General features: G+C 64.0%; 11 protein-coding genes and 1 pseudogene. 5 read left to right on the top strand and 7 right to left on the bottom strand.

Annotated elements, in window-relative coordinates:
• Positions 1–253: 253 nt before the first annotated feature.
• Positions 254–454: a hypothetical protein gene (locus AWB77_RS36590; RefSeq protein ID WP_157694760.1), complete on the bottom strand. Its 201-nt coding sequence runs from the start codon at positions 452–454 to the stop codon at positions 254–256.
• A 63-nt stretch (positions 455–517) separates the two neighbouring features.
• Positions 518–640, bottom strand: coding sequence for a hypothetical protein (locus AWB77_RS37160; protein WP_279616170.1), 123 nt, complete (start codon positions 638–640; stop codon positions 518–520).
• Between the two features lie 164 nt (positions 641–804).
• Between AWB77_RS37160 and AWB77_RS35615 the strand changes: the two genes are divergently transcribed.
• From AWB77_RS35615 to AWB77_RS07050, 4 genes are all read left to right on the top strand, one after another.
• Complete coding sequence (locus AWB77_RS35615) at positions 805–1,206, top strand: hypothetical protein (protein ID WP_157694759.1); 402 nt, start codon at positions 805–807, stop codon at positions 1,204–1,206.
• 569 nt (positions 1,207–1,775) lie between these two features.
• Complete coding sequence (locus tag AWB77_RS07060) at positions 1,776–2,990, top strand: trypsin-like serine peptidase (RefSeq protein WP_244158465.1); 1,215 nt, start codon at positions 1,776–1,778, stop codon at positions 2,988–2,990.
• Positions 2,991–3,115: 125 nt separating this feature from the next.
• On the top strand, positions 3,116–3,430 hold the full coding sequence (locus tag AWB77_RS34245) for a helix-turn-helix domain-containing protein (protein ID WP_244158464.1): 315 nt from the start codon (positions 3,116–3,118) through the stop codon (positions 3,428–3,430).
• A 323-nt stretch (positions 3,431–3,753) separates the two neighbouring features.
• On the top strand, positions 3,754–7,212 hold the full coding sequence (locus AWB77_RS07050) for a response regulator (RefSeq protein WP_061133648.1): 3,459 nt from the start codon (positions 3,754–3,756) through the stop codon (positions 7,210–7,212).
• Here the strand turns inward: AWB77_RS07050 and lpdA are convergent.
• Both lpdA and AWB77_RS37155 read right to left on the bottom strand, forming a co-directional pair.
• A complete protein-coding gene (lpdA, locus tag AWB77_RS07045; protein WP_061133719.1) occupies positions 7,209–8,606 on the bottom strand; it encodes a dihydrolipoyl dehydrogenase in 1,398 nt (465 codons plus the stop codon). The two genes, AWB77_RS07050 and lpdA, sit on opposite strands and share 4 nt — an antisense overlap.
• A gap of 162 nt (positions 8,607–8,768) precedes the next feature.
• Positions 8,769–8,984: pseudogene (locus AWB77_RS37155) on the bottom strand (biotin/lipoyl-containing protein); the annotation flags it as partial.
• 147 nt (positions 8,985–9,131) lie between these two features.
• On the opposite strand from AWB77_RS37155, the gene AWB77_RS07040 reads away from it, so the two are divergent.
• Positions 9,132–10,460 (top strand): DUF2325 domain-containing protein, encoded by a 1,329-nt coding sequence (locus AWB77_RS07040; protein WP_061133647.1) that lies wholly within the window; start codon positions 9,132–9,134, stop codon positions 10,458–10,460.
• Here the strand turns inward: AWB77_RS07040 and AWB77_RS07035 are convergent.
• The 3 genes from AWB77_RS07035 to AWB77_RS07025 are packed head-to-tail and all read right to left on the bottom strand — an operon-like array spanning position 10,457 to position 11,937.
• A complete protein-coding gene (locus AWB77_RS07035) occupies positions 10,457–10,858 on the bottom strand; it encodes a winged helix-turn-helix domain-containing protein (protein WP_074168855.1) in 402 nt (133 codons plus the stop codon). The genes AWB77_RS07040 and AWB77_RS07035 overlap by 4 nt on opposite strands.
• Before the next feature lie 60 nt (positions 10,859–10,918).
• Entirely contained in the window at positions 10,919–11,455 is a 537-nt protein-coding gene (locus AWB77_RS07030; protein WP_061133645.1) for a nitrogen fixation protein NifQ, read from the bottom strand.
• A complete protein-coding gene (locus AWB77_RS07025; RefSeq protein WP_061133644.1) occupies positions 11,452–11,937 on the bottom strand; it encodes a molybdopterin-dependent oxidoreductase in 486 nt (161 codons plus the stop codon). The genes AWB77_RS07030 and AWB77_RS07025 overlap by 4 nt, the downstream gene beginning before the upstream one ends.
• Positions 11,938–12,037: the final 100 nt, after the last annotated feature.

The following is a 12,037-nucleotide window of genomic DNA, read 5'->3' as shown; positions in this document are numbered from 1 at the left end:
CCGCCGTTGCCACCGCCGCCGTTGCCACCGCCGCCGTTGCCACCGCCGCCGTTGCCGCCACCGCCGTGTCCGCCGCCGCCATTGCCGCCGCCGTGACCGCCGCTGCTGCCGCCATGACCGCCAGTCGAACCGTTTCCGTGGCCGCCGTCGCCGTGGCCTACGCCATGACCGTCGCCATGACCGTCACCATGACCGTCGCCATGCCCATCACCGTGACCGTCGCCATGCCCATCGCCGTGACCGTCGCCATGGCCTACGCCATGGCCATCACCGTGGCCATCGCCGTGACCGTCACCATGGCCATCGCCGTGGCCATCACCGTGACCGTCACCATGGCCATCACCGTGGCCGTCGCCATGGCCATCACCGTGACCGTCGCCATGGCCATCACCGTGGCCGTCGCCATGGCCATCACCGTGACCGTCACCATGGCCATCACCGTGGCCGTCGCCATGGCCATCGCCGTGGCCTACGCCGTGGCCGTCGCCATGGCCATCACCGTGGCCGTCGCCATGGCCTACACCATGACCGTCACCATGACCATCACCATGCCCGTCGCCGTGTCCATGTCCGTCGCCGTCACCATGCCCGTGGCCATGTCCATGACCGTGGCCTCCCGAATCGCCGCCCGAGTCTCCACCGGAATCGCCGCCGTCACCGGGACCCGAACTGCCGTTTCCGCCGCCCGTCGATCCCGATCCCGTGCCTCCGCCGCCCGTACCGCCACTCGCACCGCCGCTCGTCCCGCCACCCGCGCCTGCGGTGGAGCCAGGTCCACTGCTCGCCGAGCCCTGACCCGAGCCCGTGCCGGTTCCGGACCCCGACCCGCTCGACGTACTGCCGCCCGAACGCGCGCCTGCCGACCCATCGCTGCCGCGCCCGCCGTCGAGCAAAGGCACGACCGCCGACACGGTATCGACCGTCGGCTCAGTCGTCGGCGACACGCGCGTCTCCGAGTCATTCGCCGCAACCGTCAACGCAACGCTCGAGCTGAGCGGCACGCAGCCCTCGGACGACTGGTTCGCGCAAGGAATCCCCGTCGTTTGCGCGCTTGCGAAATTCGATATGGCCGCCGCGATTACGATCACGCTCAGCTTGATCGCGGTATTCAATTTGAATTTTTTAGGATTACTCATTTGTGCCCCTTGTAGTGTTTCTTCACCACGCGTCACCTGGAGAGAGAAACGCGATGTGGGGCAAGAATGACAGGCTGTACGCCGCGTTCTGTGCGCTACTTAACCGGACGCGAGGCCAGTGCCGTGACAGGCCGTGCGCGAACGCGCAGAGAACGTTTGCGAGTGATCGGAAACGCTCACAACGTGAAGAGCCGTTGCGGTCTCGCTGGCCCTGTCGCAAGCGGGAATCGCGGGCGGTGACGACCGCGCGTATCGAACGTCGATGAAGCGGCGCGATCCAAAATCTCGCGCGCATTTTTGAAACATCGAAAGCTAAATGTAGGCTATCTGTATGGAAGGTGCGGCGTCAAGCGCGCTTGGTGCCGTGGACCACAAACCGTCTTACGCAGGCTCTTTCCGCTGATCCAAACACTCTGCATCGAGATTGGCGAAAATTTGAACTAGAGTTAGTCATTGTTCGCTTTCCTGATCTATTGCATGAACGCGCGCGATTCGTCGAAGTTAAGCGCGCGCTGTGGCATCGCCATGCATCCGATGAATCAGACCACGAACGCATCCATGTTCATAAGAATTAGGATTGCCAAACAACGGAAGATCGATGTTCATCTGACACATCGTATCTATCAACCGGAGGGTGTCATGAAAAGATCGAAACGAGTGGCCTGCGTGGAGGCGACGGCGGTGGTCGCATTGTCGATGACGAGCGCAGGCATCGCGCATGCGGACGATGAACTCGTCGTGAATACGAATCCCGCCGCGTCGCGAGAAGCGCCGGCGGATCTGTCGAGTCTGAAGCCGGTCGTCAATGTGCTCGCTGCGCCGGACACATCGTCGATCGTGCCCGACACCGGTCCCAGCCCCTACGTGCCCGGCGTGAACACGCAGAGCGGCATCGTGACCGACGCACAGACGCGCGCCTACGGCTCCTTCGCCATTCCTTATACGACGGGCCGCGTGCAGGACGGCAATCAGAGCGCGCTCGGCACCACGAGTGCGAACTTTCTCAGCACGACCTATCCGTATCGCGCGATCGGCAAGCTCACTTTCTCGGCCGGATACTGCACCGCGAGCCTGATCCGCCGGAGCGTGATCGTCACGGCGGCGCACTGCATCCAGAGCTTCGGCAGCGGCAGCGCGATCTATTCGGGCTGGCAGTTCCGACCCGGTCATTACGGCGCATCGGGCGCCACTTCCGCGCAGATCGCGCCTTATGGAACATGGACATGGGCGGCGCTCGTGCGGCCATCGACGTGGGCGAACGGCACCGATACCGGATCGGGCGCGGCGCGCAACAACGACATCGCCGTCATCGCGATCGCGAAGAACGCATCGAATCAGTTCATCGGCGACCTCACCGGCTATCTGAATTACGGCTGGAACAACTATTCGTTCGTGTCGTCGTCGAAGACCGGCAATCTTCAGACGGCGTCGGTCACGACCTTCGGCTATCCCGCGCTGCTCGACGGCGGCGCGATCATGCAGCGCACCGATGGCCCGACGTACACGACGACCGTCAGCGGCGCATCGCAACTCTGGCAGGGCAGCAATCTCACCGGCGGCGCGAGCGGCGGTCCGTGGATCGTCAACTTCAGGGCGCGCGATGCCGTGCTGTCCGGCGGCGCGGCTGTAGGCAGTTCGCCGAATCTCGCGATCGTCGGCGTGACGTCTTGGGGATCGGCCGATCCGAACGCGTCCAAGGACAACTACGCGTCGCAGTTTCGCCAGAACACGCAGTATCCGAACGCGACGTATGGAAACTACGGCTCGGGCAACATCGCGTCGCTGCTGAATACGCTGTGCACGACCGCGGCGCCGGGCGGCGGCACGTTCGCTTCGCAGGGATATTGCAACTAGCATCGACGATGACGGCGGCCGCATCGCTCGACCGGCCGCCGTCACGAATTCCTCCGAGCGCAGGCGCAACGCCCTTCGACTGCGAAGTGACCCGGTTCTCGGTTCATCGGCAGCATCGCTCACGCATGAAGGGCGCATCGAGCAAGCGCAAACGCCTCGGCCGCCCGACGGGCAACATCGATCAACGCGAAAGCATTCTCGACGCAGCCGGGGTCGACTTGTCTCAGCGCGGCCATGCGGGCACGTCGCTGAAGGAAGTGGCTGTGTCGTGCGGTGTTACTCAGGCGCTCATCACGTATCACTTCGGAACGAAGCAGCAGCTCTTCGAACAGGTATTCCTGCGCCGCGCGATGCTCATCTCCGAGGAGCGCGTGCCGGCCATGCACCTTACCGGTCGAGTTCCTGACTCATCTTTGCTTCCTGTCGATGCGGTGAATTGAAGCGCGCCGCGCGATAGGAACACGGCGCGCGGAAAATCGGACGCGCTCCGTTTCACCAGGCATCAGCGTGCCGACACACCGCGAGAAAGAATAGTTCGCCACGCACGGTGCAGAGCGATCCGGAAGCATCCGAACGCCCGTTCCGGAAAACCGCTACGCTGCTACGCTGCGCGGGCGCGTCCGGGCTTGCCGCAGTGCGGAGTCGAACCGGGTATGATGCGCACCGGCTGAAACAGGAATTAAAACTTTCGGGATTGTCGGCGTCATGTGGGCTGCTGCGAGACATCGGCCCAGCGCGACTTCACGCTATATCGGAGCTGTCTATGCCTTTGCGGACCGGTGTCGACGAGGCGAGCTTTCGTCGCATTCTTTTTCGCAACATCGCGCTGCCGCTCGGGACGGGCGTCGTCACGGCGGTCGCGTTTGTCGCGCTCGTGCTGTATCTGCTGTCGGGCATCAACTGGGTCGAGCATTCGGAGCGCGTGATCGGCAACGCGCAGGAACTCGGCCGGCTCGTCAGCGAAAAGGAAAGCGCGATTCGCGGTTACCTGATTACCGGCGACGAAAATTTTCTCGCGCCCTACGAAACCGCAAAACCGAAACTCGGCGCCGATATCGATACGCTCGCCGATTCCGTTTCCGATAACGCGCCGCAGGTCGATCGTCTGATCCGCATTCGCGCGTTGCAGGCGCAATGGGACAAGGTCGCCGACAGCCTGATCGACGCTCGCCGCCACGCCCAGGATTCCGCCGCGCTCGTGCGCATCGGGCGCGGCTCGGCCGAACGCGCGGAGACCGAGCGCGAACTCGCCGCGTTTCTCAACATCGAGCAGACCTTGCGTTTGCAGCGCGTGGAATCGGCAAAACAACTGACGACCATCACCGTGGTCGTTTTTCTGATTCTGAGTCTTGCTCTGTCCGTGAGCCTCGCGATCTTCGGCCGGCGCGAGCTGATGCAGCTTTCGAACGCGTTCGGCGCGGCGATCGCCGAGCAGGAACGGCAGACGCGCGCGCTCCAGGAGCAGGCGTGGCTGCGCGACGGCCAGACTCAACTCGCGCAACGGGTGATCGGCCAGCAGTCGCTGGAACAGCTTTGCCAGACGATCCTCGATTTCCTCGCGGACTATCTGAAGGTATCGATGGCCGCGTTCTATGTGCGTGAAGGTGACGGCGCGTTGAAGCGCACCGCGAGCTTTGGCTTCGATCCCGACGGCGCGCCCGTGCCCGATGCGCTCGCGGGCGTGAAAAGCCTCGTCGGACAGGCGGTGCGCGCGCGCAAGCTCACGACGATGAACGACGTGCCCGCCGGTTACTGGAAGGTGACGTCGGCGCTCGGCGCGAGCGCGCCGGCGAGCCTCGCGATCCTGCCGATCGAAAACGAAGGCCAGGCCAACGGCGCGATCGAACTTGGCGCGATGCACGCGCTGACCGATCGCGACCAGCAGTTCCTGAAGACGATTGCAGGGAATATCGGCGATTTCGTCGAGGCGGCGCAGTATCGCGAGCGGCTGCAGCGCGTGCTCGACGAGACGCAGCAGTTGAACGAAGAGTTGCAGATGCAGCAGGAAGAACTGCGCACGACCAACGAGGAACTCGAACAACAGACGACGGCGCTATCGCAGGCGCAGGTTTATCTCGCGAATCAGAAGTCGGAGCTCGAGCAGACCAACGATCAGCTCGCGGAACAGGCGCGCGTGCTCGACGAACGCAACGTCGCGCTCAACGCCGCGCAAGGCGAACTCGAAGCGCGCGCGGAAGCGCTGCAGCGCGCGAGCCGCTACAAGTCCGAGTTCCTTGCGAACATGTCGCACGAATTGCGCACGCCGCTCAACAGTTCGCTGATCCTCGCTAAGCTGTTGTCCGAGAACAAGACCGGCAATCTCACCGCGGATCAGATCAAGTACGCGCAGACCATCTACTCGGCGGGTAACGATCTGCTCAACCTCATCAACGATATTCTCGATCTCTCGAAGGTCGAGGCGGGCAAGCTCGATCTGCATATCGAGGACGTGCCGTTGCAACGCATCATGGATTCGCTCGCGCGCACGTTCGATCCGCTCGCGCGCCAGAAGAAGCTCAGGCTCGAACTGCGCAACGATATCGACGGCTATCCGACGCTCACGACCGATTTCCGCCGTCTCGAACAGGTCCTGAAGAACCTGCTGTCGAACGCGGTGAAGTTCACGGATTCGGGCGCGGTCTCGCTCACGCTGAAGCGCGCGGACAAAGGGACGGACATGAGCGCGGTGCAGTTCGTCGTGACGGACACGGGCATCGGCATCGCGCCGGATCAGCTCGACGCGATCTTCGAAGCGTTCCAGCAAGCCGACGGCACCACGAGCCGCCATTACGGCGGCACGGGCCTCGGTCTCTCGATTTCGCGCAGTCTCGCGCATCTGCTCGGCGGCGAGATTTCGGTGCGCAGCACGCAAGGCGCGGGCAGCACCTTCACGCTGACGATGCCGCTCGTCTACGGCAAAGCCGCCGCGTTGCCGAGCGCCGTCGTGCAGGAGCCGCCGCCGCCTGTGGCCGTCGAGGAACCGGAAGAGCCGATCGAATCGATTCCCGTCATCGACGACGATCGCGCCGATCTCACGCCCGGCCGGCGTCTTGTGCTCGTCATCGAAGACGAGCGGAACTTCGCGCAAGTGCTGCTCGATCTGGCGCACGAACTGGGTTATCGCTGTGTCGTGACGGGCACGGCGCGCGAGGCGCTCAAGCTCGCGCAGGACAGCGCGCCGAACGCGATCCTGCTCGACATCGGCTTGCCGGACCGCTCGGGACTCGTGCTGTTGCAGGAGTTGAAGGCGAACCCGAAGACGCGGCACATTCCGGTGCATGTCGTGTCGGCGTCGGACAAAAGCGAGGCCGCGCTGCATCTCGGCGCGATTGGCTACGCGGTAAAGCCGACGACGCGCGAGCAACTCACGGCGATCTTCCAGCGGCTCGAAGAGAAGGGCAGCCAGAAGATCAAGCGCGTGCTGCTCGTCGAGGACGATGCGCGTCAGCGTCAGAGCATCGTCGAACTCATCAGCGATACCGACGTGGAAATCACGCCGGTCGAATTTGGCCGCGACGCGCTCGAACTGCTGAAGACGACGATCTTCGATTGCATGATCATCGATCTGAAGCTGCCCGACATGCAGGGCGGCGACCTGTTGCGCCAGATGGCCGCGATCGACGCGTATTCGTTCCCGCCGGTGATCGTCTACACGGGCCGCAATCTCACGCACGACGAGGAAGCGGAGTTGATGCGCTATTCGCAGTCGATCATCATCAAGGGCGCGCGCTCGCCGGAGCGTCTGCTCGATGAAGTCACGCTGTTCCTGCACAAGGTCGAGACCGATCTTTCCGCCGACCGTCAGGCGATGCTGCACGTCTCGCGCTCGCGCGACCGCGTGCTGGACGGCCGCCGCGTGCTGCTCGTCGACGACGATATCCGCAACATCTTCTCGCTGTCGAGCGCGCTCGAGCATCAGGGTTTGAAGGTGAATATCGGCCGCAACGGTTTCGAGGCGATCGAGTCGCTCGACAAGAATCCGGACATTGACATCGTTCTGATGGATGTGATGATGCCCGGCATGGACGGACTCGAAGCGACGCGGCGCCTGCGCGAGGATGCGCGTTTCAGGAAGCTGCCGATCATCGCGATCACGGCGAAGGCGATGAAGGACGATCAGGAGCAATGTCTCGCGGCGGGCGCGAGCGACTATCTGGCAAAGCCGATCGATATCGACCGGCTCTACTCGCTGCTGCGCGTGTGGATGCCGCGGCGCGTTTAGATATTCAGCGCGCGCTTGTCCACCGCGAGCGCCGCTTCGCGCATCACTTCTGAAAGCGACGGATGCGGATGGCAGATACGTCCGATATCCTCGCTCGCCGCCCTGAATTCCATGGCGACCACCGCTTCGGCGATCAGATCCGACGCGTTCGCCGAGATGATGTGCACGCCGAGAATCTCGTCCGTTTTCGCATCGGCGATGATCTTGATGAAGCCGTCCGTCTCGCCGATGCCCATCGCGCGGCCGTTGGCGAGCATCGGAAACTGGCCCGCCTTGAACGCGCGGCCTTCGGCCTTCAGCGCCTGCTCCGTCTGCCCGACCCACGCGATCTCCGGATGCGTGTAGATCACCCACGGAATACAGTTGTAGTCGATATGCGGCTTTTGCCCATCGATGATTTCGGCGACCAGGACGCCTTCGTCCTCGGCCTTGTGCGCGAGCATCGGGCCGCGGACGACATCGCCGATCGCGTACACGTTCGGGACTTTCGTCGCGCAATGACCGTCGACGGGAATGAAGCCGCGTTCATCGACCGACAAACCGATCGAATCGAGCCCGAGATCGTCCGTGTTCGGCACGCGGCCGATCGACACGATCAGGCGGTCCGCATCCAGCGTCTGCGCGTTGCCGTCCTTGTCCTTGTATGAGATCGAGACGCTCGAATCGGTCGTCTTCACGCCGTCGATTTTCACGCCGAGATGGATCGTCAAACCTTGCTTCTTGAAGAGCTTGGCGGCTTCCTTTTGCAGCGCGGTATCGGTCGTGCCGAGGAATTCGGGCAGCGCTTCGAGGATCGTCACATCCGCGCCGAGCCTGCGCCACACGGAGCCGAGCTCCAGGCCGATCACGCCCGCGCCGATCACGGCCAGTTTCTTCGGCACGGACGTGAAGGCGAGCGCGCCTTCGTTGTCGGAGACGATCTTGTTGTCCACCGGCACGTTCGGCAGATGACGCGCTTTCGATCCCGTCGCGATGATGACGTGCTGCGCGGTGTGCGTTTGCCCGCCTACGTCAATCTTGAGGTTCGCGCCGTCCTTGCCCGCGAGCTTGCCGTGACCCTTGAGCCAGGTGATCTTGTTTTTGCGGAACAGGAATTCGACGCCGCCCGTGATCTTCTCGACGATCGCTTCCTTGCGGCCGACCATCTTGCCGACATCGACGGACAGGTTGTCCATGTTGATGCCGAGTTCGTCGAAATGGAGTTGCGCCTTTTCGAATTGCTCGGATGACGCGAGCAGCGCCTTCGACGGAATGCAGCCGACGTTCAGGCACGTGCCGCCGAGCTTCGGCTTGCCGGCCGGATTGATCCATTCCTCGACGCACGCGACCTTGCGCCCGAGTTGCGCGGCGCGAATCGCGGCGATATAGCCGCCGGGACCGGAACCGACGACGATGACATCGAAGTCGGCTTTCTGGCCCGAGGTCTGAGGCGCGGGCGTAGGCGTCGAAGCCGGCTTCTCAGGCGCGGGCGCAGGGGCAGGGGCAGGGGCAGGGGCAGGGGCGGACGCAGGCGCGGCGGCGGACGCCTTGGCGTCCGTATCGACGATCGCGAGCACGTCGCCCGCATGCACGATATCGCCCGCGTTCTTCACCACTTCGACGAGCGCGCCGGCGGACGGCGCGGGCACTTCGAGCACGACCTTGTCCGTTTCCAGTTCGACGAGGATTTCGTCTTGCGTCACAGCGTCGCCCGCTTGTCTCTTCCACGGCAACATCGTCGCTTCGGTGACGGATTCGGAAAGCTGCGGAACCTTGACTTCAACCCTGGCCATTCAGATTCTCCTGTTGAGCGATTTTTCGCGATTGGAAACGTCCGGCGCGACGAAGGACACAGGATACGCCGTGTAAGAAGTGCGCGTGCTTTTTGCAGTCGCTATATTCGGTGGTATATTGCGAAACACGAAAGCACGAGGGCCTTCATGCAGACTCCTCCTTTTCAACGCGCCCGCGCGAGCGTGCTCGGCGCGCGCGATGCCTGCTGGCAGCCGACCGAGTCCGATTTGCGCGCGTCGCGGCGCCGCGCGCGTCTGTCCGAACTGGACGCGCATCTGCATTGCTCGGTGATCGGCACGTGTCTTTCGACGGGCGAGCTTCGCAGGCTCGTGCCGAAGTTCACCGATCTGGACCGCTATCACGCGAGCGATCTCGAGATTCATCACGCGGCCGTCGAGCTTGCGATCGCGGGCGGCGCGGGCGCGAAGGCGCTGAACAAGGCGCTCGACGAGCGGTACGCGGGCGCGATTCGCCGCTTCGACGCCGCGCGGGATCCGCGTGCGCTCCTCGATCTTTGGAACGATGCGCTCAAGTCGGGCGATATTCCGCCTGCGTACTGGGCGTTGATGTCGCATCCGCACGCGAGCATCGAAATGCGCCAGTCGGCGTTCGGAGAGCTGCATATGCTGTCGCATCTGGTCGGCGCGGCGAATCGCGCGGACATCCGGCGGCTCGTCGCGCTCGAAGCGGAAAACGAGGCGCTCAAGGAGAAGATCGAGCGTCAGCAGGCGCGTCTTGTCGAAGTGAGCGCGGAGCGCGACGCGGCGGTCAGGCAATCGAACGAACACGCGCTGCAGCTCGCTGCGCGCGTGGAGCGCAAAGCGGATCTGTCGACGGCGCAGCCCGAAGCCGAAATCGAGCGATTACGCGATAAGGTCGAGGACGGCGAGCGCCGGCTTGCGCTGCACACGAGCCGTCGCGAGGCCGCCGAGCAGCGCGCGCAGCGGGGCGACGACGAAACGCGCGTATTGCGCAACAAGCTCGGCGAAGCGCAGGCGCTTCTGAAGGTCGTGCAGGCCGAATGCGCGGCGCTGGAACGCGCGACGCTCGATGCAGGCGCGCAGCCTGACGCACGCCGCCGCGCGGTCGAATGGGTGAGCGGCAAGCGTGTCGTTTATGTCGGCGGAAGGCCGAACTCGAATGCGGCGCTGAAGGCGCTCGTGGAAGGCGCGGGCGGCGAGATGATCGTTCACGATGGCGGCATCGAGGATCGCAAGGGGCTGCTCGCGGCTGCGCTGCCGAATGCGGATGTCGTGCTGTTCCCCGTCGATTGCATCGATCATGATTCGATGAGCATGCTCAAACGCGTGTGCGAGCGGCATGGCGTCGATTATTCGCCGCTGCGCACGGCGAGCATCGCGAGTTTCGTGGAGTTCGTCGCGCGGCTCGGGGCGAGCGGGCAGAACGTGCAGGACGCAAGGAAGGCGCAGACGAGCGCGCCGCCGCCGTCGGCATTCTGTTTGCGGCACGGCTAGGGTTTGAGCAGTTGCGTGAGCGCTTCGATCTGTTCGGCGCATGCCGCTTGCGCCTGCGATTCGACATCGCGATAAAGCCGCACGATGCTTTCGCCGACGGGCGTCAGCACGCAGCCGCCGCCGCTTTGGCCGCCTTGCTCGGAAATCGTCGCGGGCGACTTGAGCGAGCGATTGAGTTCGTCGATGAGCAGCCACGCGCGCCGGTACGACATGTCGAGACTGCGCGCCGCCGCCGATATCGAACCGTGCTTGCGCACCGCTTCGAGCAGCGAAATCTTGCCCGGTCCGATCGCGATGATGTCGCCTTTCGTCACGCGCATGCGAAAGCGCACTTCGGCGGGTTGATCGGCCGGGGTGGCTTCGCTTGCAGGTTCGGGGGTGTGTGGGGTCGTCGCCATGGTGGGGAGGATACACGAAGGCTATGAGGTCGTTGGTTTGGCGGGGGCTAGCGCTCAACCTCAATAACAAACCCCAAAATCCTCACACCCCGGACAACCCGGCGCAGGCATCGGCGGGACGCCTCTCGCACGCGCCACTTCCATCGCGAGAAACTTTTTCCACCGCATGTTCGTGACGTTGCGCGCGACGAGTTGGGGGTAATGACGTACGAGCATGTCGGTGACGTCGTCGCGACTGCTCAGGCCGAGATCGCGCCACAGATGATCGGGACGCAGCGACGCGGCGCAGATGATCGTTGCGAGACAAAGCGCGTCTTGCCGATGACGCGTCGCCGCGCGGTCGTGCCACATCAGCAGGCCGCGCAGATCGCGCACGAATGGCGTGTGCGCCGGCCAAAGCATCGTCACCGATGGACGACCGACCTGCGCGCCGGGAAAATGCCGCGCTTCCAGCGCCGACAACGCGTCGGCGTTGAGCCCGAGCAGCGGCAGATCACGCGATTCGACGCGCGCGCCGATCAGCCTCGCGAACAGCACGGTATCGGACGCGTCGGGATCGACGGCGTGCGCGAGCAATGCACGCGCAGCAGCATTCATCGATGCGGCGCGCCCAGCACGTGCGCATCGACGCGCACGAGGCGTTTCATGTGGCGCGGCGCGCGCACCGTATCCGCGCCGGACACGAGCACCGGCAAGCCATCGTCAATGCCGAGCGCGCGATCCTCGCACTCATACGCGACGATCACCTGCGCGCCGACCGGCGTATTGAAAAGCTCGTGCCAGGAGAACGTCACCGCGTAGCCGTCGTGCGCGTGGGCGAGGAACACGGTGCGCTTGAAATCCGTGTTGTCCGGGCGGCGCACGCCCGCGGCATCCAGCAGCACGCGCAACTGCACGCCGCGATAGCGCCCCATCGGACGGATATAGCGGCCCGTCGAAAAACACACGAGATCGAACGGTTCGATGCTCGCGCGCTCGAACTCGCGCATCGCGGCGACATCGAGCGCAAGCGGTCTTTGCACCGCGCCGCCGATTTGCACGCTTGGGCTGCTCAAAACACTCTGCCTCAGTGACGTCATAAGTCCTCGACAAGGGTCGCGGATCGCCGCGCTATATCGCAGAATATATTACGTTGTCTCGCCTGTGACATTTCTGTCCGCGCATAATCGCCATGCCCGG

Source organism: Caballeronia fortuita, from assembly GCF_001544835.2.
GTDB lineage: Bacteria > Pseudomonadota > Gammaproteobacteria > Burkholderiales > Burkholderiaceae > Caballeronia > Caballeronia fortuita.
This window is presented reverse-complemented; position numbering and strand designations above follow the sequence as displayed.